Here is a 21675-nt window from a genome sequence, read left to right on the forward strand (position 1 = left end):
ACGAAACCCAACTAAAATGTTTGTAGCCCGCCAAAGTGGTACTATAATCTAATGTTAAAGGTTATACTGTCATCATGCAAGAGATAGAGACAGCCAGATTGTATCTGAGACAATTTAGGCCAGACGACTTAGATGAGCTGTACCGCATCTACAGCGATTCAGAAGTGATGAAGTATTTGAGCGAAGGCGTCAGAAATAGAGAAGAAACAGCAGCAGATTTATTTCAGATAATCGCAGATTGGGAAAAACACGCTTTCGGTTTGTGGGCTATTGTCAATAAAGAAAATAACCAATTGATCGGCGACGGGGGGCTTCGCTTCTTAGGCAAAACACCTGAAGTAGAAGTCGGTTACGTGTTAGCAAAAGCGTATTGGGGGAAAGGTTTAGCATCGGAAGTTGCAGCGGCTAGCCTCAAGTATGGATTTGAAGTATTGAAACTCGAAAAAATTGGATCTGTTGCACATACCGAAAACAGATCCTCGCGGCGGGTAATGGAAAAAGTGGGGATGAGATACCAGCATAACCTCGACCATTCCGATCGAGTATATTATTCAATCTCGCGAAAAATCTACCAGTCAGAAGTAGTTGAGTTGAGTTGAGCAAGGAAATCCCACCACTATTTTTTTAGCAAGACTTATCAAAACTGGTATCATAATCTAGTGGTATTAATTATATTAATCATGCAAGAAATAGAGACAGCCCGATTATATCTGAGACAATTTACGCCCGACGACTTAGATGAGCTGTACCGTATTTACAGTAATGGAGAAATAATGAAATACTTGAGAGGAGTTAAAACTAGAGAAGAAACAGAAATCGCCATTCATACCATGCTCAAACATTGGGAAGAAAACAACTTCGGAATGTGGGCTGTAGTACATAAAATAGACCGTAAAATGATTGGTCGCTGCGGACTATGTTTTCTGGACAAGACACCGGAAGTTGAGCTAGGCTATACCCTCGACAAAGTTTATTGGAATCAAGGATTGGGGACTGAAGCATCTTTTGCTAGTCTAAATTATGGATTTCAAATATTAAATCGGGAGAGAATAGTTGCGATCGCCCGACCAGAAAATATCGCCTCGCAGCGGGTGATACAGAAAGTTGGCATGAAATATGAAAAAAATGCTCGCTATTACGAAACTGATGTACTATATTACTCTATCTCGCGAGAAACCTACGAGTCAAAAGTAGTTTTGTAAGGCGTGCAATGCACACCTTACTGCTTTTAAATCACTCACATTGCAATTTGTCATTATTGCCGGCTGACAACTACGAAGTCCTTTGCAATTGCTTGTTAACTTTTTGAATTTTCTTAGCAAAATACTCTTGTCTGTGTCCCAATCTTTTAGCCACGTCTAACCCTTTTTGATAGGATTCTAAAGCTTTATCGTAAGCCTTCATCTCTTGATAAACTTGACCGATATTGTCATAAGTGTTCATCAATCCGTAGAAATTGTAAGCCCGCTCTTCTAACAGCAACTGCATTTGATAAATCCGCAAAGTCGGCTCCCACTGCTTTTGCGATCGATAAAGTAAAGCTAATTTATCCAAAGCTTCGCTAGCTTGGGCATACTGTTGAATGGGGACGGCTAAATTGTAGGCTTCCTGATAGTATTGAGCTGCTAAATTGATTTGACCTATGGTCTGGTAATCGCTGGCGATCGCAATTTTGAGCGGTGGTATAGCGCTGGGATTTTGCAGGTTGACATACACTGATGCTAGTTTTTCCCTGGCTGCGATCGCCTTTAGGGGTTGTTTCGACTGCTGGTAAACGTAGGCCAACTGTCTCAGAGTATCTACCTCAGTTGGAGGAGTTACAGGTTGTGGCGGCGCACCGTTTCCCGCAACAACCGCAGAATTTTCCACAGCAGAATTAGCAGCAAATAAAGCGCGGTTTTCCTGAATTAAAGTTGCCAATTCCTCATACACGGGAGCAGCTTTATCGTAACTCAACCAATTGATGTGAATTAGCCCGATCGCCTTCAAAATCTGACCTTCAGCCAATATATCTTGGTTTTGGCGCGCATTTTCGAGAATTTCTTGGTAAATTTCTACAGTCGGGCCTTTAGCGCGCACCTGCTGAAAAGCCGCAGCGAAGGCGGGGAGCAACTCAGTATTAAGTGGTACTTGTGATTTGACTTCTTTTTGAATTCCTTGCAACCGTTTGGTAATAAGCTGTAGTTCGAGGTTTTTACCGTTACTCCAAGCAACACTTCCCACCCGACTCAAAGCAGCAATTTCCGCCGCCGGGCCCAGATACCTCCGCAGCCGCAATTCTCGGAACCAAATTTCAAAAGCACCCGCGCCGTCTCCAGCTTGCAGTTTAGCCGCTGCTTCTAAGTTTAACTCCTCCAAAGCCGCTGTCAGTTCGTCCCGCTGAGTGCTGCTCAAAGATTCATTAGCGGGAGTTAGGGGATCGGGTGTGGTAATTTCTAGAGGATTAGGAGAAAATTGATCGAGGGCTGGTGGATTAGTTTGGGCGCTAGCAATAGAACCAGCACACAGCCACAGGAAAAGCAAGCACCCAATTGGTAAAGAACTTCTCATTCTCAAAATTTGGTTGCCGCGATTCGGCATTCCTTCTCGAAACATCAAGTTTTGCATATCTACAAAACGGTATAAATTATGTCACAAAGATGGCACAAAAGCAAACTGTTCCACAAGAGCAACAAAATAAAAATTACCGTGCTGAGCAATTATAGGCATTTAAAGACGCTGGGCGATCCTCTTCGAGGGCTTCGCCAACGCATTTTACGCTTATTCAGTCTAGCCCTAATTCTCTTGACTGTTTGCACAGCTTGCGCCCCCCCTCCCGCAGTTGCTAGAGACCGCTCTTTTCCAGAAATGTCCCTAGAATTTTTGGGCGAGTACCAATTGCCAAAAATGAATTTTGAAGGAGCACCAGTCGGCGGTTTATCAGGAATTACCTACGACCCCAAAGGTATTAGCGCAGTCACTTCCAAAGCTTATCGTTTTTACGCTCTTTCCGACGACCCCAGCGAAAACGGAGAAGCCAGATTTTACAGTCTCAGACTCGACCTCACATCAAGCGATCCAGCCAATATTCGCCTGAAAAAAGTTACCATTGAAGGCGTTACATCCCTCAAAAAAGCAGACGGTGAAAGCTTCTCTTGGGGTTCCATCAATCCCGAAGGCATCGCCCTTTCTCCCCGCAATTCAGTATTTGTCGCCAGCGAGGGCGTTACTCATGTTGGCATCCCTCCTTTTCTCGGAGAATTTGACCTCAAAACAGGGCAAATGCGGGGAAATTTACCGATACCCAAGCGCTATATTCCCGATGCCAGCGATGAAAAACAGCAGCAAGGAGTGGTGGACAATTTAGGTTTTGAATCTTTAACCATCGACCCAGAAACCTTTAGTCCGGGCGGTCTCGATCCGTTTCGTTTGTTCGCAGCTACGGAAGCGCCGTTAATGCAAGATTTAGACCCCGAACAGGCAAGCAAACTCCGTCTTTTACATTATATCATCGTCGATAAAACGCCGCAATTAGTCTCCGAAAATCTTTACACACTAGACCAAGTTCCCATGACTATTTTGAACGGTTTAACAGAATTAGTAACTGTAGGTGGCGGTCAGATTCTGAGTTTAGAACGTTCTTTTGGGCTGTCGGGATACAGCGCTAGGATTTATCAAGTAGCAGTTGGGGCGGCTACAGATACTTCGAGAATCCAGAGTTTTAAAGGGCGAGTGGCAATGGTCGAACCTGTTAGGAAAAAGTTACTGCTAGACTTGAGCCAACTCGGAATTCCGCTATATAATTTAGAGGGAATGACCCTCGGTCCCCGCTTGCCAGATGGCAGCCAGAGTCTAGTTTTGGTCAGCGATGACAATTTTGATGAAGCGCAGAAAACTCAGTTTATCTTGTTGAGTTTGAAGGGCCAAGGTTAAGTCAGAAGGGCGGGCTAGAAGTCCACCCCACCCCACAAGAAGATTTATTCTTTGTGAAACAGGGATATTCCCTGTTTATGAAAACAATAGAAGAAAATTCACTGTTTGTGGAACAGGCATCTTGCCTGTTCATAAAAATAGTATAAATGAGGTGAAATAAGTTTTCTGCAAGTATAAATTACCCTAATTATGCCAACTCGTAATACTTTGCACTTACCAGAAATCGAGCTTTCTTACCTAGAATGGCCGCCAGAAACAGGGAAAGAAAAAGTTCCGCGTTTGCTGCTGCTGCACGGTTTAGCAGATAGTGGGTGTGTCTGGACTAACTTGGGCGATTACTTGTCCAACCGCTATCATATTGTAGCGCCAGATATGCGTGGTCACGGAGAAAGTAGCAAACCAAAAACAGGCTATACTTTTGAAAGTGCGATCGCAGATTTAGAAGCTTTGATGGCACATCTCAATTGGCCTGACGCCCACATTTTAGGACATTCTTGGACGGGAAAACTAGCACCGATTTGGGCGAGGCAAAATCCGGATCGCTTTTGCAGTATGATTTTAGTAGACCCCATTTTCATCACCAAACTGCCCGCCGTGATGAAACTCACCTTGCCAATTGTTTACCGAAAATTAGACTGTCTCAAATGTGTGGGCCCGTTTGTGACTTTAGCCCAAGCAGAAGCAGCAGCCAAACAATCGGGAGAATACGCAGATTGGAGTGACGTGCAGCAAAGGGTATTCCAACACCAAATCGAACAAAAATTCGACGGAAATTGGGGCAGTAAATTTACGATTGCAGCCAGAAATCAGATATTTGCCCAAGTGATGAAAGTTGCGGGTTTAACTGAAAATATTGATATCCCGACTTTGTTTGTACAGCCGGAAAAAGGCGTAAATCGCATGGATTGGCAAATGCAGCCATACAAGAGATACTTAAAAAATCTTACTGTTGCAAAAGTACCGGGGAATCACTGGTCTTTTTTGACTGAACCAGAAACTTTTAATCAAACTGTGGCAGATTTTTTAGAGGGCACAAGACAGTGAATTTAGAAATTATCGCACATCGGGGATTTTCGGCGATCGCCCCGGAGAATACTTTAGCAGCTTTTGAACTGGCGATCGCCCGTGGAGCTCATTCGATAGAATTTGACATCCAGCTATCCGCCGACAACGTACCAGTGATTTTTCACGACGCAACATTAGATAGAATCACTGGAGTTTCTGGCAAAGTTAGGGAAAAAACTCTGTCTGAATTGCAGACACTTAATGCGGGAAAATGGTTTAGCCATGAATTTTCACAAGAAAAAATTCCTACCTTAAAAGAATCATTAGCTATCTTCAAAAATGTTGACAAATTTCTTTACTTTGATGTCAAGCCGCACTGCGAGTGGTCTGATGCAGAGGTCGCGGATTTTGTCAATACTTTGAAGAGCGAAGAAATCCAACACAAATGCGTTATTACCTCCTTTAACGATGGATTTCTGGAACAAGTGCGGCGGCTATCTGGCGATTTGGCGATCGGGCACATTGTTGCTAATCTAGAAGCATACAAAGCTCAATTTGCTCAAGCTGTGGCGCATCAGGATAATTTGATTAGCAGTCTGTATGGCGTGTTGCTGGAAAACCCCGCACTAATTCAAGAAAGCCGGAGTCAGGGAGTTGACATTGTGGCCTGGACGGTGGACGATCGAGCGGATATGCAAAAGTTAATTGATTTGGGTATAACGCGGATAGTCACTAATTGTTTGATATAATTTGTTTAACTTGATATCTTGCACCATTATCAAGAACGGGCAAGATGCCCCTTCCACAAAACTCAATTAATAGATGAATTACTTTCGCAAAAGCATCCACGAAATGTCGGGCTATGTGCCGGGGGAACAGCCACCGCTAGGCACAAAAATTATTAAACTAAATTCTAATGAAAATCCCTATCCGCCTTCTCCCCAAGCCTTAAAACTGCTTCAGCAAATAGACGAAGAAATGCTGCGGCGCTATCCAGATCCAACTGGAAAAAGTTTCCGCATCGCGGCTAGTAAAGTGTTAGGAGTACCTGACGATTGGATTGCGGTAGGTAACGGCAGTGACGATTTATTAAACTTGATAGTTCGCGCTGTGGGCGAATCTGGAAAACAGATTGTTTGTCCCGCGCCTACCTACGTCTTATACCGCACTTTGGCAGAAATTCAAGATGCACAATTTGTCGAAGTTCCTTATCCAGATGACTACAAGTTACCAGTCGATTTGTTAATAGCAGCCCAGGGTGCAGTGACATTTATAGCTTCGCCCAACAGTCCATCGGGAACAGCCATATCTGTTGCAGATTTGGAGAAACTGGCTAAAGAGTTATCGGGCATTCTTGTTATCGACGAAGCTTATGTAGATTTCGCCGAAGAAAATGCTTTGCACTTGACAAAAAAGTACAGTAATGTTATAGTCTTGAGAACGCTTTCCAAAGGTTATTCCCTAGCAGGATTGAGGTTGGGTTTTGCCATAGCAAATCCGGCGCTACTGGCAGAATTAAATAAAATCAAAGACAGCTATAATGTGGACGCTTTAGCCTATGCAGTGGCGGCGGGTGCGATCGCAGATCAAGACCACAAAACAGCCAACGCCGAAAAGATTAAGGCTTCGCGAGCAAAACTAGCCGTTAGTTTCCAGGAATTAGGCTTTGACGTTTGGTCCTCGCAAACCAACTTTTTGTTAGTTAGGCCACCAAACGGCGATGCAGAAAGGATTTATCAAACACTGAAAGTACGGGGAATATTGATTCGATACTTCAATCAGCCGCGATTAGAAGACAAATTGCGGATTAGTGTAGGTACGGAGGAACAAAATCAAATATTAGTTAAAACTTTGAAAGAAATTCTATAAATAACGATCGCACTAAAATTATTTGCTAGTAATGACTTTAGTCCTCTGATTTTTATGAGGACTTGCATTCCTGACTACACACAGCTTGATTACGGATAATTATTAGGATTGTCAATCGCCAACCCTGCCAACTGAGCAATATCCAGCAATCTGTTGTCCGCCGAAACAAAAATCAGCCGAGTTTCTGGCATTGATGTTAAAACAGATTGAACCCGCAAAGCAGCCGCTAATTGCACAGCATCATAAGCCCGCAGTGGATATTGAACAATCAATTCACCCGCCCTTTCAACCAGTCCCAGATCCACTTCGATAACTCTATACCGACTATTGAATTCAGAGCGAAACTTTGCAATAAGTGCAGCAACTTCCGCAGCAGTTATACCGCCTTCACGTTGTCTGCGTGCAAAAGCACTAAGAACTTCCACCCAGGTGATGCGGACGAGAAGCAGCGAGTTACCCGTCTGGGAATCCGTGAGCGTTTTTATCCAAGGGCTGCCCATTTCAACCACATATCTTTTGATGAGGGCGCTGCTATCCAAAAAATAAATGTTTACCACGGGCCGCGATCCTCGATAATCATTTCTGATAGAGGCTTGCCCGGTTTTGCCCCTAACCTTTTAGCCAATTCATACACCTCTTCATCGGTGACAGCCTCGACGTTATGGGGAACGTTAGGTAGTGGAGTCACCAATCCTCGGTCAACTAAAAACTGGATTGCCAATTCTGCCTGCTTTTTTGGATCATCTGGCCAGAGTTGAATCTGCACAGTTTCCCCATCATTCAATGACAAAGGACTCAGGGGACGAAAAACCCCATTTTCGTAGATAGCAGTAATAGTTTCTGGCATAATTAGCCTTTTAATTAAATGCTTTGACTTATTGTACTTCTTTTAATTACTTCGTTGCCACCACAGCCAAATTCCAAGCCAAGCGCTTCATCAAAGGCAACTTCTTCAAAAAGCCATCCCACCCTTCTAACCGAGAATATTCCGGTTTCAATCTCTCTTGTTCAATGATAATCTTTTTCCAATAACGCTCCTCATTGGGATGCACCTTTTCGATTAAATAAAAACGCAAAAAAATCCAAAGTGATGTCAGCCAAAACGTATCATAAGCCGTCTCCGAAAACAAAGATTGAACAAGTTTCACAATATTAATATCCAAAGGACTTTCATCCTCCGTCCGCACCTCAGTCGCCATTCTGCGGTAAACATTAATCACCGGATTGTGCTTCATCGGGTCCCAAAAACAAGCTTTTCCCCCAGGCTTTAGCACGCGGTGCATTTCGCGAATTGCCTTTTCTGGTTCCGGCAAATGGTGCAGCAAATTAGACGCGTAAACAATATCAAAACTATTATCCAGGAAATCCAGGGCCATTGCATTCACCGTGCAGCCCTCTATTTTGACGCCGTTTTTCTCTGCCAATTTCAGAGCAACGTCTACCATGCCCTGGGAATAGTCGGCAGCCACACAATCTGCGCCTTTTTTAGCAAAATAAACGCTATTTTCTCCCGCGCCGCAGCCTAAATCTAACAGGCGTTTACCCGTAATATCGCCCATTTGCTGGACGATAAATCTATTTTCTGGGGCGGTGCAAGCTTCAAAGTAATCATTGACTCGAATGCCGTCAATATCGATTGTGGATGCCCAAGCATCGTGGAATTGTCGCTCTTTTTTTAAAGTTTCGTCTTGCATTTTTTAAGAGTTGGTTATGAGTAAAAAAAAGTAATTTTAAACCGCAGATAAACCCGGATCAAGGCAGATTAATTGAGATTTATCTGCTTCGATCTAGGTTCGTCTGCGGTTTGTTTCAAGAAAAATGGCTGACAATAAATTTATCAGCGCTGTGCTTTTGCAACAACTTGATTTCCGATCGTAGTTGGTTTTTCGGAGGATTTTTCAGCACTATGCTGCAATGCCTGATACAGGCGATTTAAAGCGCTGATGTATGCTTCAGCAGACGCTACGATAATGTCGGTATTTGCTGAGTGACCGGAAAATACTTTGCCTTCGTGGCGCAAGCGAATTGTTACTTCCCCGATCGCATCTATGCCCGCTGTCACCGATTGTACAGAAAACTCGATTAACTCGTTGGGTACGTTTACCACCCGGTTAATAGCCCTGTAAATCGCATCCACAGGCCCAGTGCCGATCGCAGCATCGGTCAATTCTTCGCCCGCCGGATTCCGCACCGTGACAGTTGCTGTCGGGCGAGATTTGTCGCCGCAGGAAACTTGCACCAATTCTAAGCGGAAAAGTTCCGGGGCTTGGTGCACTTCGTTATTGGCGATCGCCTCTAAATCCCAATCAGTAATCTCTTTTTTCTTGTCCGCTAAATCTTTAAACTTGACAAAAGCCTTATTTAGCTCATCGTCGGCCATTTCAAAACCCAACTCTTTCAAGCGAGTGTGAAATGCGTGGCGGCCCGACAATTTGCCCAAGACGATTTGATTTTCTGTCAAGCCGATCGACTCAGCGTCCATAATCTCGTATGTCCGCTTATTTTTCAGCACTCCATCTTGGTGAATTCCCGACTCGTGAGCGAAAGCATTTGCCCCGACAATCGCCTTATTTGGCTGCACCAACATCCCCGTCAAAGTAGAAACCAAGCGCGAGGTTTTGTAAATTTGGCGCGAGTCAATATTTGTCAGCGGTTCCTCAGAATCTGCAGGCTTGCCCAAGAACGGATTATAATATTGACGCCGCACGTAAAGCGCCATTACCAACTCTTCCAGAGCCGCATTTCCCGCCCGTTCGCCAATCCCGTTAATCGTGCATTCTAACTGTCTAGCGCCATTTTTCACAGCTTCCAAAAAGTTAGCAACAGCCAATCCTAAGTCATTGTGACCGTGCACCGAAATAATTGCCCGATCGATATTCGGCACATTTTCCTTAATTCCCCGAATCAAAGCCCCAAACTCGCTCGGAGTCGTGTAGCCGACAGTATCGGGAATATTAACAGTAGTCGCACCGGCTGCGATCGCCCGTTCCAGAACCTGATACAAAAACTCCGGTTCCGATCGACAAGCATCTTCCGGCGAAAACTCCACATCATCCACAAAAGACTTAGCGTAAGCCACCATTTCCGGCACAATTTCCAGAACCTCAGCCCGCGTCTTTTTCAGCTTATACTCCAAGTGAATATCGGACGTAGCCAGAAACGTATGAATTCGCGAATTTACGGCGGGTTTGAGAGCCTCGGCTGCTGTTTTAATATCCTCCTTTCTCGCCCTCGCTAAACCGCAAATTGTCGGCCCATTTTCTGTGCCAACCGATCGGGCTATTTTTTGGACTGCCTCGAAATCTCCCGTGCTGGTGAAAGGGAAACCCGCTTCTATCACATCCACGCCCAATCTCGCTAACTGGCGGGCAATAGTCAGCTTTTCATCCACATTCAGAGATGCACCCGGAGATTGTTCTCCGTCCCGCAAAGTCGTATCGAAAATAATAATCCGGTCTTGACTTGGTTTAGTTTTCATAGCTCTAAAAAAGTGTTTTCCTGATTTTTACTTGTCCGTTTTTCTGGGTTTTTAGCCCCCAGTCACCAGTCCCCTGTCTCGCGCCAATAACGAATAATTAATAACCCATAACCCATAACTACTGACTAATGACTGCTGACTAATGACTAATAACTACTGACTAATAATCCATCTTCTCGATATGTTCCCTAATTTCATTTAGGTCTATATACCTATCTGTAGCATTTCGTAACTCTCTAGCAATCATTCCTTCGGTTGATACCACAGTAATATGAGTATTTTTCGATCGCAGTAGCTCGATCGCCCGCTCAAAATCCCCATCCCCGCTAAACAGCACAACTTGGTCGTATTGATCCACGGTATTAAACATATCAACCACAATTTCTATGTCTAAATTAGCCTTTTGAGAATATCTGCCCGAAGCATCGTCGTAATATTCCTTAAGAATTTTAGTGCGAACCGTGTAACCTAGACTGATCAAAGCATCTCGAAATCCCCTTTGATCTTGGGGGTCTTTCAAACCCGTATACCAGAAAGCATTGATCAAGATGACATTCGGCTGCGAAGTTTTGAAATATTCGAGCACCCTGCGAGGATCAAAAAACCAACCGTTCTTTTGTTGAGCGTAGAACATATTGTTCCCGTCCACAAAAATAGAAAGGCGGTTCATTAAGTTTGTCATAGAAACTTAGACCTAATAATTGTAGAAAGAAGTTAATCTAAATATCACATTTTAGCAACATGGAGCTAACTGAGGCAATAGATTAGACTTCAGAAAACTCCATCTCCCCAGTATTTCATATTTTCGGCTCTACCGCCAGAGGGTTCTTTTAACCCTGCTTGCATTTGAGCGAGGGGCCCTCACAAACTATACGCCTAGTAACTCAATACCGGCTGGCGTGTCAAGGTTAATGGCGCCTTCAAACTACCGCCGCAGGGCCGTACCGCCAAGCAGGCATACCGAAGCGCATAGCAGTAGATTTTGCTCCCCTGATTTCATAGCGCAGACTACCTCGGCTCAAGCCTTTTTGCTTTCAAGAGCCCAGCGAGCTAACTCTGTCCGGTTGTGCAGACCTGTTTTGCCCAGCATATTGCTGACGTGGCTTTCGATAGTCCGCTGGCTGACATTCATCAGGTCTGCGATCTGGCGGTTTGCCATACCCTGCGCTAGCAACTGTACCACCTTTAACTCAGTGGGAGTCAATTCCACATTGCGGCGCGCCTTAATTTTTGGGCCACTCTCCATACCGGGATTTGAGTGGCGAATCAAGCGGGATGCTGCTTTCAGAGAAGATTCCACTTGGGCTACCAGTTCTTCTGGTTCAAAAGGCTTGACTATATAAACGTCAGCCCCAGTGCTCAAGCCTTTTACTCGGTCTGAACTTTGACCTTTTGCGGACAAGAAAAGAACCGGAATCCAGTTAGTGCGAGGGTCTTCTCTGATGTGTTTGACTAAAGTGTAGCCGTCCATTTCCGGCATCATCACATCGCAGATAATCAAGTCGGGAACTTCTTGTTCTAGTTTTTCCAGAGCGTCTCTGCCGTTTTCTGCTGTAATGACGTTGTAACCCCGAAACTCCAAGTAATCCTTGACTAGCAAGATCAAGTTGGGGTCGTCGTCAACCAGCATCAGCCGTTTTTGCTCTCCTGAATTATTGTCCTTTGTCATGTTTATTCCCGCTAAAGTATCCCGCACACTTGCTTGTTTTCACTTCTGTTTTTTCGGTCAGTCCCCCGCCACCCGGCTGGGAGTGGAGGACGACGATCGACTGAAGGGATGGCGGTGAGGGAAAGCGGGGCGGGTATTACCGCTTTCCAACCTATAATTGACGGCTGTTTGTGAGTGTCTTACGACCTCGAATGCAGCCCAAACCTGTAATGGACGATCGCCCTGTCAAGATCAGCCTTGATTGGAGATTCCCTAACAGAGCGCAAGTTAAATATCTTTAATCTCGATCGGTTCAATTTCAGGTTAATGCCCCGGTTTTAAATGATACTTCTGATATAGAGAAATTTAAGCAGACTCCCTACTTACGTATTTAACTGTTTCTAGTGTAGTTTGGCAACCTGCTTAGTGTCTGCCACTGAGAAATTTTTGCACAAAATTTCACAGTTCCTCCGATCGATTTTTTTGGCTGTACCTTTTGAGAAACACCAGGAACACGGGAAGCTGCACGAAGACAATCACCTAACTACAGTTTTTTTGAGCTGTAGCAGGTGCGATCGCCCCGACGCCAAACTGTCTCAAATTCTCACCCTTAACCTTAAATTTAACCTTTAATTATACCCATGTACTTTAACAGCGCTATAATTAGACGTTTTGCTCCGCCTCAGCAGGCACAGGCAAAGGATGAGTCAAGAAAGCGTATTCTTGAACGATCTTTGAGTTGAGGAGATGTTCCTGAATAATTCTCTCAATGACCGGGGGAGTAACGTCGCGGTACCACACTCCGTCTGGATAGACTACCATAATCGGGCCAGACGCGCACACTCGCAGGCAATTGGCTTTGGTGCGAAAGACGCAGGCTGGTCGATCGGCACTTGGCTTGTCCAACCCCAATTCTTGCAAGCGTTTTTTTAAGTAATTCCACGCCACCAGACTCGTTTGGCGATCGCAGCACTTGGGCACGGTTTGGTCGGCACAGATAAAAATATGCCGCTCGATTTGAGCGATTCCCAGGCTTTGGACGCAAGCGCTCAAGCCTTGGCTGCAATATTCATCGTTATTTTCTGTCATTTTATTCATTCGTCAACAGTAATTGTTTAGCGGTCGAAAGTCATCACCATAGCCCCCACTCTCTGCCCCTCTCCTTCCCTCCAACTCATGCTCGGTTCGGGAACCCGTACTGACAACTAAGTTGCGATCGCCCCTGACTAAAGCTAAATTAGCACTCAGGAGTCGAGAGTGCTAATATGTCAGTTGTAAGTAGTCCGCTGTTGCTTTCATCGTGACCCCTGACGACTGACGACAATCTGTAATCTGGAGATTTATTTATGGCAGCAGTATCACTGAGTGTTTCTACCGTTAAACCGTTAGGCGAGCGCGTGTTCGTAAAAGTAAGCGCTAGCGAAGAAAAAACCGCCGGCGGCATCCTTCTGCCCGACACAGCTAAGGAAAAGCCCCAAGTAGGCGAAGTCGCGGCCGTGGGCCCTGGCAAGCGTAATGACGACGGCACCCGCATTGAAATGGAAGTCAAAGTCGGAGACAAAGTTCTCTACTCGAAGTACGCCGGCACCGACATCAAACTCGGCACCGATGAATACGTCTTGCTAGCCGAAAAAGACATTCTGGCGATCGTTAACTAATTAATCATTAGTCATCAGTCATTAGTCATCAGTCATCAGTCATTAGTTTAAAGCGAACGCCGCCAAACAACTAATGACACGGGGGCAAATGACTAAAATCCATCATCCCCAATCCAAAATCTCAAACCCTCAAATCCCCAAAAACTATGGCTAAGCGTATCATCTACAACGAAAATGCACGTCGCGCCCTCGAACGCGGTATGGACATTTTGGCCGAAGCAGTGGCCGTAACCCTCGGCCCCAAAGGCCGTAACGTGGTTCTCGAAAAGAAATTTGGAGCTCCTCAGATCGTCAATGACGGTGTTACCATCGCCAAAGAAATCGAACTAGAAGACCATGTAGAAAATACAGGCGTTGCCCTGATCCGTCAAGCAGCTTCCAAAACCAACGACGCAGCAGGCGACGGTACCACAACTGCTACCGTTTTGGCTCACGCAATGGTCAAAGAAGGTCTGCGTAACGTAGCAGCCGGCGCAAATGCGATCGCCCTCAAACGCGGTGTTGACAAAGCAACCACGTTTTTGGTAGAAAAAATTGCCGAACACGCCAAACAAGTAGAAGATTCCAAAGCCATCGCTCAAGTCGGCTCCATCTCTGCTGGTAACGACGATGAAGTCGGCCAAATGATTGCCAACGCAATGGACAAGGTGGGCAAAGAAGGCGTGATTTCCCTGGAAGAAGGGAAGTCTATGACCACCGAATTGGAAATCACCGAAGGGATGCGCTTCGACAAAGGCTACATTTCTCCCTACTTCGTCACCGACACTGAGCGGATGGAAGCGATTCTAGAAGAACCGTTCATCTTGCTGACAGACAAGAAAATCGCTCTGGTACAAGATTTAGTACCTGTGCTCGAACAAGTAGCTCGTTCCGGCCGCCCGCTGTTGATCATTGCAGAAGACATTGAGAAAGAAGCTCTAGCTACCCTCGTTGTCAACAAACTGCGCGGTGTGTTGAACGTGACTGCTGTTAAAGCACCCGGTTTTGGCGATCGACGCAAAGCCATGTTAGAAGATATCGCCGTATTGACCGGCGGTCAACTAATCACCGAAGATGCCGGTTTGAAACTGGAAAACACCAAGCTCGACATGATCGGCAAAGCTCGCCGCATCACCATCACCAAAGACAGCACCACAATTGTTGCCGAAGGTAACGAAGCCGCCGTCAAGTCCCGCTGCGAACAAATTCGCCGTCAAATGGACGAAACCGAATCTTCCTACGACAAAGAAAAGCTGCAAGAACGTTTGGCCAAATTGGCTGGCGGCGTCGCAGTCATCAAAGTCGGCGCAGCTACCGAAACAGAAATGAAGGATCGCAAACTGCGTCTTGAAGATGCGATTAACGCAACCAAAGCTGCTGTCGAAGAAGGAATTGTTCCTGGCGGCGGTACAACTTTGGCTCACCTGACTCCTCAATTGGAAGAGTGGGCTAACAGCACTCTCAAGGGCGAAGAATTGACCGGTGCTTTGATTGTGGCACGGGCTCTGGCTGCTCCTCTGAAGCGGATTGCTGAAAATGCTGGTTTGAATGGCGCTGTCATTGCTGAGCGCGTCAAAGAAAAGCCGTTCAACGTTGGTTTCAACGCAGCGACAAATGAGTTTGTCGATATGTTTGAAGCTGGTATCGTTGACCCTGCGAAGGTGACTCGTTCTGCTCTGCAAAATGCAGCATCTATTGCTGGTATGGTGCTGACAACCGAGTGCATCGTCGTTGACAAGCCTGAACCGAAGGATGGCGCTGCTGCTGGCGCTGGCGGCGGCATGGGCGGCGGCGACTTCGATTACTAAGTCGATCGTTTGATGGGGCGGGCTTTAGGGCCTGCCCTGTTATTTTGATAATTGTTACAGAACGGAACGTGATAGTTTCTTATCATTCCGCTCCTCAATAATTCCACATATTGAGAACCCAGGAAACTCTTGACATCTTAAAACTTCTGTTTTAAGATCGAACCAAACCAATAATTAAATAAAATACTGAACCCTAGCCGGGCGGATAACCGCCTCGGCTTTTTGGGTTTTTACGGCTTTATAACGAGGTGATATCCAAAAACCTAACTCTGGGTGACAGTTAATTCTGAGGATTAAAATGTCGCAAAAAACCGTCTCCCTCTCTAAAAAATGTATTCTGGATACCGATCACGTTTCACTCATTCTCCAGAATAGTCCTCAAGTTATTACCAACGCAGCAAAACATGAGATTTCCGTCACTATTGTCACGGTTCAAGAACTCTTCAATGGCTGGGTTGGCAAGATTAACGATCCGTCCCTGGTGCATAACTTACCTGGACTCTATTCTAAACTTTGGACAACTGTAAAATATCTCCAAACTATTGAGGTACTGGACTTTACACCGGAAGCTGATACTTGTCTCAAGAAACTGTTAAAGGATCACCCGCCCCTGCGGAAAAATCGCCTGCAAAAAGATATGCGGATTGCAGCCATTGCCTTATCCGTCGGTGCTACGGTGATCACTCGCAACCAACGAGACTTTTGTCAAGTTCCCGGACTCTCGATCGAAGATTGGACGCTGTAGTGCGTTGGGGAATCCCGCCGAAGGCATTGCTGCTTTTTCGTATGCTGCGTTGGGGGATAAAACCCAACATTCATCCATCGGGATTTAGTGTGACTTTGGGTTCATAGCGATCGCCCCTTGCGTGAAATGGTGAGGGATTTTTTTTCTGCGATACAATCAAGACAGCACTTAAAAATCGTGATTGAAACATGGTAACAAGCTTAAATGTATTGCAATCCCAACCATCTAGCCAATTGAAAGTGACACTCCTGTTAGAAACTCTCTCATCAGGACAGGTTTCTGCTTCTGTTTTCGAGTTTCCGCACTGTCGAGTTGAAGCAGCAACTCGGGAAGAAGCCATTACCCAACTTCAAACCACGTTGTTAGAAAGACTTAAGCATATGGAAGCTATTTCCTGGGAAGTACCGATTCAGGCTTCAGAACCCACCTGGATGCAATTTGCGGGTGTGTTTAAAGAAGATCCAGATTTTCAAGAAATTATGGACGAGATTCGTGCCGAACGTACCTCTGACGATGACTCTGAAATCGATCCCTCATACTACCTGTAGAGGTGATTTATAGGATAGTAAGCTAACATGAATCTATCATTTAAAGATTTAAGGTTTATTATAGAAGCCATTGAACATCAAATCAATGCCTAAGTAAGTCGGCGAGAAAAAACCACACTATGTTAAAATAAGTAAACATAGAGAATACGTCTACTGAAATAACTCAATATATGGGCGCTAGATTAAGGGTATTTCTCAGTCAAGAGCAAGATAAAACCCTATTAAAACTGAGAACTACGGATGTTCCACAAAAAGTCAAAGACCGAGCAGAAATAATTAGATTAAATGCACATGGCTGGTACGTTGAAAAAATAGCGGCTCATTTTAATTGGACTCCACAAACTGTGAGAGAGGTTTTACATAAATGGCTGCATTTAGGTATGGAAGGGCTTTGGGAATTACCAGGTAGAGGGGGAAAACCGAAGTGGAAAGAAGAAGACATAGAGTTTTTAACAGAATGCCTCAAAAATGAACCACGTACTTACAACAGCGTTCAATTAGCCCAGAAATTAGAAAAAGAGCGTTCTATTAAACTAAGTCCGGATCGATTAAGACGAATACTAAAAAAAAAGGGTTTATTTGGAAACGAGCGAGGAAGAGCCACAAAGGAAAACAAGAAATCGTAGCACGCCAAGTTAAACAAGCCGACTTAGATATGCTGGAACTGGCTGCTGCTGCGGGAGAAATCGACTTAAAATATTTAGATGAATCAGGATTTTGTGCGTGGAGCGAACCTGGTTACACTTATTATAAACGAGGTCAACAAAAAAGGCTCGAACAAACGAAGAGGCGTGGTCGTAGATTAAGTATTGTAGGGCTTCTGCAACATGAAATCAGCTTTGTTTACGGTTTGGTAATTGGCGGTGTCGATCGAAAAGCTTATATCAGAATGATGGAATCAGAAGCCCTAGAAGCCTCTGAGAGTAAACGAATCCGAGTAATAGTACAGGATAATGGCCCGATACATAAATGTCAGGAAGTTCAACAATTATGGTCGAAATGGGAAAGCCAGGGTCTATATATCTTATTTTTACCCAAATATTGTTCAGAAATGAATCCGATAGAATTGGAGTGGCAACATATCAAAAAAGACGAGCTAGCAGGACAAATGTTTGAGGATGAATTAGAGCTCGCTTATGCCGTAATTAATGGAGTAGAAGCTAGAGGGAAAAAAGGAAACTATCGTACAAAACGAATTAAATTTAGCTCCGAGCTGGTTACTTAATTTTTTGTTAGTTGTAAACTTTCCCACCGACTTACTTATCAAGAACGTTTGCAAGTAGAAGATGTAGAGGAGGATGAGGCTGCCGAGCTAGGGAACGATATTAAATTTTTAGAGCTTCTCCACGCAGACATGACGACAACTTTAGAGCAGAATACTTCAGTCAAAACTTTAAGTTATGGTGAGGTTTCTTCGCCAGCTCAGAATGATAAAATTTCAGAAAAATCCCAAAAAATATCGTTTCAAGAATTAGTTAAATTAACCAGGGAGTTGTCACTTAGTGAGCGATTATTTCTAGTAGAGGCGATTACCTCGTCTGTGCGTCAGGAAGTCACTATTAGCCAATAATTAGCCAATTAAAGGAGCTTGAAAAGTTTGTGTGGATGATGATGATATACTGATTAATCGTAAAGTGAGCAGAGATCAGGCAAATGTCAGCCACCATCACAATTAGCAGCAGCCAAATTCGGCAGATATTAAGGAATTAAGGGAATTTTTATTTAGTTTTTAAGACGTTTCAACAACCACCGCAGCAACCATGAAACTTTACCACACTCCCATTTCCGCCACCTCCCGCCGCGTGTGGACCGCCCTCTTAGAAAAAAACCTCGACTTTGAATTAGTAGAAATCCACTTGGACGGCGATCACTTGCAGCCTGAGTTTGTCGCAATGAATCCTTTTCACCGCATCCCTGTTTTGGTCGATGATGACTTCACTGTCGTCGAGTCTATCGCAATTCTTGACTATCTAGAAACGAAGTATCCCGAACCGGCAATGCTGCCAAAAGAACCGAAAGATTTGGCAGTTGTGAGGATGGTAGAAATGGTCACGGTTAACGAACTTGCGCCGGCACTTTACCCCCTAAGCAGTGAAAAAATGGGATGGGGAACTCCCCAACCGCAGGAAATCGCAAAGGCTAAGGAAAAAGTCGATACAGTGTTGAAATTCTTTGAAGGCTTGTTAGACGATCGCCCTTTTTTCGCTAGCAACACTGTTACCTTTGCCGAGTGCGTTGCCGGCACCGTCGTGCCCTTGCTATCTTGGGTTGATGTGTCCCTAGACGGCTATCCTAAAATTAAAGCTTGGTGCGATCGACTAATGTCGCGTCCCTCATGGCAGCAAACTCAATTCACCGAGGCAGATTTGGCGGCTTTCGCATCAAGGAGACAAAAATTTCTCGCACAATCTGAAGCCTCATGAACAAATCAATGGTGAAGCGATCGCTCTTTTTCCTAGCTGTTTTCACCTGCATCCAAATTCCCATCGCAGCAATGGGGCAGCCCGCCGCCCGCTCGAACTACGAAGCAATTAACGCTAAACAGTTCCTTACCGATCGCAAAATTACCGTCTCCAATCCTAAAGATATCGCCGCAAAACTCTTTAGCAGTGACCAAGAATCTGAAGGCAGAAAAAGCGACCAAATTTCAGTTGAATATCCCACGCGAGAAACAGCCGTAATTGTCCAAACCGTCGTCGGTTTAGCTGACGATTCGGTGGCTGCAATGCGGCACCGAATCGAACTCAGACTCAGGCAAAATAAGTGGGAAATTGTCTGGATTGGCCGACAATCGAAGTGTCAACCAAATCGCGGACACCAAGATTGGGCAAGCGGCCTGTGTAGGTAGAAGGGTCGATCGGCTTTTTGCTTAAATTTATTCATCCCGCGTGCCTTGCGAGGAACCAACCTAGGACTTGACGCCACTCACGAAAAACAGAGGCACAGAAAGATTCGCTACCGCTGCTTCCCGATAGAAATAAGTTATTGATTCGTAAGTCCCAGAAGCAGTCTGGGATCGGCGTTGTTCCCTGGCTGCGCGACAATCTTAAAACTATTTTTGGTGTCGATCGCTCTTTTAGTCAAAAAGAGCGATCGAACTCACAAGTTTACTTGCACATGATCAAATTTCCCGCCGAGATGAATCCGGCCACAGGGGCTGAAATCTCAACCCAATTGCGGTCTTCTCCATTCTTATCTTTCACTAACTGGAAATTCGGCACAAGCGTTACTTGACCGTTAGCCGGTACACCACCTTTAACCGCAGAAGTCTTGGAAGGCTCGGTGCGGATAGCTAGACCCCTCGGCGCTACGCGAGGTTCTACTTGGCGGCACAGACTTACTGGGCCCGTTGCTGGTGCTGGTGCAGGTGCGGGCGCTGGCTCTGGTGCTGGCGCTGGTGCTGGTGCTGGTGCTGGTGCTGGTGCTGGTGCTGGCGTAGCTGCTGGTGCGGGTGCGGGTGCTGGCGCTGGTGCCGGTGCTGGTGCTGGCGTAGCTGCTGGTGCTGGCGTAGCTGCTGGTGCTGGCGTAGCTGCTGGTGCTGGTGCAGGCGCTGGTGCTGGTGCCGGTGCTGGTGCAGGCGCTGGCGTAGGTGCTGGTGCCGGACTTGGGGAAGGAGTTTGACTAATTGTGCACGAACCTAAATTACTTTCGTTGTTGGGGTATCCGGTAGCTACATACCCTTTTACGGGAGCGGTAATTGGAATCCAGAGGCGGCCGTCGGAAGCTTTAACAGAAGTAGCGCCTTGGGACACCGTTACCTGAGTGTTAATTGGTACACCGCCAACTCTAGGGGATTTGGGGTCTGGGTTCTGGCGAACGGTCAAACCTTCTTTGGGAGTGACTTTGCGACAAATGTTGCCAGCTTGGGCTATTTGAAAGGTGGCGCTATCTTCAAATGAACTATTTTCAGCATCCTGACTGGCAGTGGATGTTGATGGGGCGGCAACGCCGATCGCATTTGCTTGCACACTTCCGGCTGCGATCGCGATCGCGCCCAGCAATGCAGCGGGTTTGTTCCAGTAACTCAAGTTTTTCATTTCCGTTCAACTCCTCATCTGATCAAAACTATTATCTTTATTGCAGGTCAATATAGCAAAAAAATCGATTTGTCTTCCAGGAAAAAGCTCATATAACATTTTTTATGGCTGTACGTCAAGTTTTATATATAAAATTTAATTTTTGCTGAGAGTTAAGCCCAGACAAATTAAGCTGCTACGCCGATAAATTGTTCGTTATGGCAGAGCGGGGGAGGGGGAGAAGACGAGAGGGGGAAAGCGGGGAGAGTGAGGGAGTGGGAAAGTCAACAGTCAAAAGTTAACTGTTAACTGTTTAAATGGGTGAGAGTTTACTAGAAATGCAAGTCCTTTCTTGTCCGTCAATATCTTGTCAGGTGTTGGTTAAACCCTTTAGCTGCAAGTGGTTGCAGTTGAATAATATTTTGCTGCATTTCCGGTGAATTCTTGGCAGCTTCGAGAGCGAGATGGTGCTCTCCATGCTCCAAGATGCTGCGTGACAGGCGATTAGTGCGATCGACCCCTTCGTCGTAGTGGGGTGTCGGAAGCCGGATACAGTTCTTCGAGCTCGCTCACATAACTCCACTGTCGATCGTACCTTAACTTAAACAGGACTTAGGCACTCAAGGGCGTTAAATCAAGGGCTTGAGACTTGTGTTGAGCGTAGCCGAAACATTGCTTCAATGCTTTGTCTTGGGAGAGAAAATCGTAGTACGTCCTTAAGTCCTATTAAAATTGTGGCAAACAGCGCAAATCGCTCGCATTGACACGATGGCTAGCGTCAATTTGATAAAATTTTCCAAAACGGAAACTTATCTGCTTGAGGCACAGTTGTCTTTTTGTGGCTAAAGCCACCGCGCGATCAGCGACAGTTACTGTAGCTGTTTCCAAACGGTTTTGTTCCTGTGGAGACATTTCCATTAAGGATTATAGTCCAATGATCAATGGTGATTATCTCCTTTTAAAGAATCTCAGTGTCTTTAGATCGGAAATTATTAAGAAACAGCCTTAC

Annotated in this window: 25 protein-coding genes; 15 read left to right on the plus strand and 10 right to left on the minus strand. The window is 45.4% G+C overall.

The genetic code is table 11. The annotated features are described in order from the left end of the window. Nucleotides 1–74: 74 nt before the first annotated feature. Both QUA70_RS20315 and QUA70_RS20320 read left to right on the plus strand, forming a co-directional pair. Complete coding sequence (locus tag QUA70_RS20315) at nt 75–599, plus strand: GNAT family N-acetyltransferase (protein WP_333349494.1); 525 nt, start codon at nt 75–77, stop codon at nt 597–599. 81 nt (nt 600–680) lie between these two features. Further along, on the plus strand, nt 681–1202 hold the full coding sequence (locus QUA70_RS20320; protein WP_333410646.1) for a GNAT family N-acetyltransferase: 522 nt from the start codon (nt 681–683) through the stop codon (nt 1200–1202). Nucleotides 1203–1272: 70 nt separating this feature from the next. Here QUA70_RS20320 and QUA70_RS20325 read toward each other — a convergent pair whose 3' ends face one another. Beyond that, nucleotides 1273–2607 carry a tetratricopeptide repeat protein gene (locus QUA70_RS20325; protein ID WP_333349490.1) on the minus strand — a complete coding sequence of 445 codons (1335 nt, stop codon included), beginning with the start codon at nt 2605–2607 and terminating at the stop codon, nt 1273–1275. A 21-nt stretch (nt 2608–2628) separates the two neighbouring features. Between QUA70_RS20325 and QUA70_RS20330 the strand changes: the two genes are divergently transcribed. From QUA70_RS20330 to hisC, 4 genes are all read left to right on the plus strand, one after another. Beyond that, on the plus strand, nt 2629–3912 hold the full coding sequence (locus tag QUA70_RS20330) for an esterase-like activity of phytase family protein (protein WP_333349488.1): 1284 nt from the start codon (nt 2629–2631) through the stop codon (nt 3910–3912). 189 nt (nt 3913–4101) lie between these two features. Next, on the plus strand, nt 4102–4956 hold the full coding sequence (locus QUA70_RS20335) for an alpha/beta hydrolase (RefSeq protein ID WP_333349486.1): 855 nt from the start codon (nt 4102–4104) through the stop codon (nt 4954–4956). Beyond that, nucleotides 4953–5666: a glycerophosphodiester phosphodiesterase family protein gene (locus QUA70_RS20340; RefSeq protein ID WP_333349485.1), complete on the plus strand. Its 714-nt coding sequence runs from the start codon at nt 4953–4955 to the stop codon at nt 5664–5666. Before QUA70_RS20335 ends, QUA70_RS20340 begins: the two co-directional genes overlap by 4 nt. A gap of 73 nt (nt 5667–5739) precedes the next feature. Beyond that, nucleotides 5740–6786: a histidinol-phosphate transaminase gene (gene hisC / locus QUA70_RS20345; RefSeq protein ID WP_333349483.1), complete on the plus strand. Its 1047-nt coding sequence runs from the start codon at nt 5740–5742 to the stop codon at nt 6784–6786. An 89-nt stretch (nt 6787–6875) separates the two neighbouring features. Here the strand turns inward: hisC and QUA70_RS20350 are convergent, their stop codons facing one another. The 6 genes from QUA70_RS20350 to QUA70_RS20375 form a co-directional block, all read right to left on the minus strand. After that, complete coding sequence (locus tag QUA70_RS20350) at nt 6876–7343, minus strand: type II toxin-antitoxin system VapC family toxin (protein WP_333349481.1); 468 nt, start codon at nt 7341–7343, stop codon at nt 6876–6878. Then, nucleotides 7337–7633: an antitoxin AF2212-like protein gene (locus QUA70_RS20355; RefSeq protein WP_333349479.1), complete on the minus strand. Its 297-nt coding sequence runs from the start codon at nt 7631–7633 to the stop codon at nt 7337–7339. Before QUA70_RS20355 ends, QUA70_RS20350 begins: the two co-directional genes overlap by 7 nt. A gap of 46 nt (nt 7634–7679) precedes the next feature. Continuing rightward, the gene (locus QUA70_RS20360; protein ID WP_333349477.1) at nt 7680–8480 is read right to left on the minus strand and encodes a class I SAM-dependent methyltransferase; all 801 of its coding nucleotides are present in this window, start codon (nt 8478–8480) and stop codon (nt 7680–7682) included. Nucleotides 8481–8623: 143 nt separating this feature from the next. Continuing rightward, complete coding sequence (locus tag QUA70_RS20365) at nt 8624–10264, minus strand: 2-isopropylmalate synthase (RefSeq protein ID WP_333349474.1); 1641 nt, start codon at nt 10262–10264, stop codon at nt 8624–8626. A 160-nt stretch (nt 10265–10424) separates the two neighbouring features. After that, nucleotides 10425–10946, minus strand: a complete 522-nt coding sequence (locus tag QUA70_RS20370; protein ID WP_006633075.1) for a LabA-like NYN domain-containing protein — start codon at nt 10944–10946, stop codon at nt 10425–10427. A 336-nt stretch (nt 10947–11282) separates the two neighbouring features. Beyond that, nucleotides 11283–11933, minus strand: coding sequence for a response regulator transcription factor (locus QUA70_RS20375; RefSeq protein ID WP_333349473.1), 651 nt, complete (start codon nt 11931–11933; stop codon nt 11283–11285). A 426-nt stretch (nt 11934–12359) separates the two neighbouring features. On the opposite strand from QUA70_RS20375, the gene QUA70_RS20380 reads away from it, so the two are divergent. Further along, the gene (locus QUA70_RS20380; RefSeq protein WP_333349471.1) at nt 12360–12545 is read left to right on the plus strand and encodes a hypothetical protein; all 186 of its coding nucleotides are present in this window, start codon (nt 12360–12362) and stop codon (nt 12543–12545) included. Nucleotides 12546–12575: 30 nt separating this feature from the next. Here QUA70_RS20380 and QUA70_RS20385 read toward each other — a convergent pair whose 3' ends face one another. After that, a complete protein-coding gene (locus tag QUA70_RS20385) occupies nt 12576–13001 on the minus strand; it encodes a ferredoxin (protein WP_333349470.1) in 426 nt (141 codons plus the stop codon). A 257-nt stretch (nt 13002–13258) separates the two neighbouring features. Between QUA70_RS20385 and groES the strand changes: the two genes are divergently transcribed. The 8 genes from groES (at nt 13259) to QUA70_RS20425 (ending at nt 19498) form a co-directional block, all read left to right on the plus strand. Continuing rightward, nucleotides 13259–13570: a co-chaperone GroES gene (gene groES / locus QUA70_RS20390; protein ID WP_332945088.1), complete on the plus strand. Its 312-nt coding sequence runs from the start codon at nt 13259–13261 to the stop codon at nt 13568–13570. 146 nt (nt 13571–13716) lie between these two features. Next, nucleotides 13717–15357 carry a chaperonin GroEL gene (gene groL, locus QUA70_RS20395; protein ID WP_333130301.1) on the plus strand — a complete coding sequence of 547 codons (1641 nt, stop codon included), beginning with the start codon at nt 13717–13719 and terminating at the stop codon, nt 15355–15357. Between the two features lie 298 nt (nt 15358–15655). Beyond that, on the plus strand, nt 15656–16102 hold the full coding sequence (locus QUA70_RS20400; RefSeq protein WP_333349468.1) for a type II toxin-antitoxin system VapC family toxin: 447 nt from the start codon (nt 15656–15658) through the stop codon (nt 16100–16102). A gap of 188 nt (nt 16103–16290) precedes the next feature. After that, nucleotides 16291–16650: a hypothetical protein gene (locus QUA70_RS20405; protein ID WP_333349466.1), complete on the plus strand. Its 360-nt coding sequence runs from the start codon at nt 16291–16293 to the stop codon at nt 16648–16650. Nucleotides 16651–16820: 170 nt separating this feature from the next. Next, a protein-coding gene (locus QUA70_RS20410) for an IS630 family transposase (protein ID WP_333349464.1) occupies nt 16821–17875 on the plus strand; the annotation gives its coding sequence in 2 pieces (ribosomal slippage) (nt 16821–17213 and nt 17216–17875; 1053 coding nt in all). Between the two features lie 48 nt (nt 17876–17923). Further along, a complete protein-coding gene (locus QUA70_RS20415; protein WP_333349462.1) occupies nt 17924–18220 on the plus strand; it encodes a hypothetical protein in 297 nt (98 codons plus the stop codon). A 190-nt stretch (nt 18221–18410) separates the two neighbouring features. Then, nucleotides 18411–19073 carry a glutathione S-transferase family protein gene (locus tag QUA70_RS20420; protein ID WP_333349460.1) on the plus strand — a complete coding sequence of 221 codons (663 nt, stop codon included), beginning with the start codon at nt 18411–18413 and terminating at the stop codon, nt 19071–19073. Beyond that, on the plus strand, nt 19070–19498 hold the full coding sequence (locus QUA70_RS20425; protein WP_333349458.1) for a hypothetical protein: 429 nt from the start codon (nt 19070–19072) through the stop codon (nt 19496–19498). The genes QUA70_RS20420 and QUA70_RS20425 overlap by 4 nt, the downstream gene beginning before the upstream one ends. Nucleotides 19499–19757: 259 nt before the next feature. Here the strand turns inward: QUA70_RS20425 and QUA70_RS20430 are convergent, their stop codons facing one another. Together QUA70_RS20430 and QUA70_RS20435 are read right to left on the minus strand one after the other, a co-directional pair. Then, nucleotides 19758–20687 carry an SH3 domain-containing protein gene (locus QUA70_RS20430; protein ID WP_333349457.1) on the minus strand — a complete coding sequence of 310 codons (930 nt, stop codon included), beginning with the start codon at nt 20685–20687 and terminating at the stop codon, nt 19758–19760. A 705-nt stretch (nt 20688–21392) separates the two neighbouring features. Further along, nucleotides 21393–21578 (minus strand): hypothetical protein, encoded by a 186-nt coding sequence (locus tag QUA70_RS20435; RefSeq protein ID WP_333410647.1) that lies wholly within the window; start codon nt 21576–21578, stop codon nt 21393–21395. Between the last annotated feature and the right edge of the window lie 97 nt (nt 21579–21675).

The sequence above is a fragment of the Microcoleus sp. LAD1_D5 genome (assembly GCF_036702115.1).
Classification (GTDB): Bacteria; Cyanobacteriota; Cyanobacteriia; order Cyanobacteriales; family Microcoleaceae; genus Microcoleus.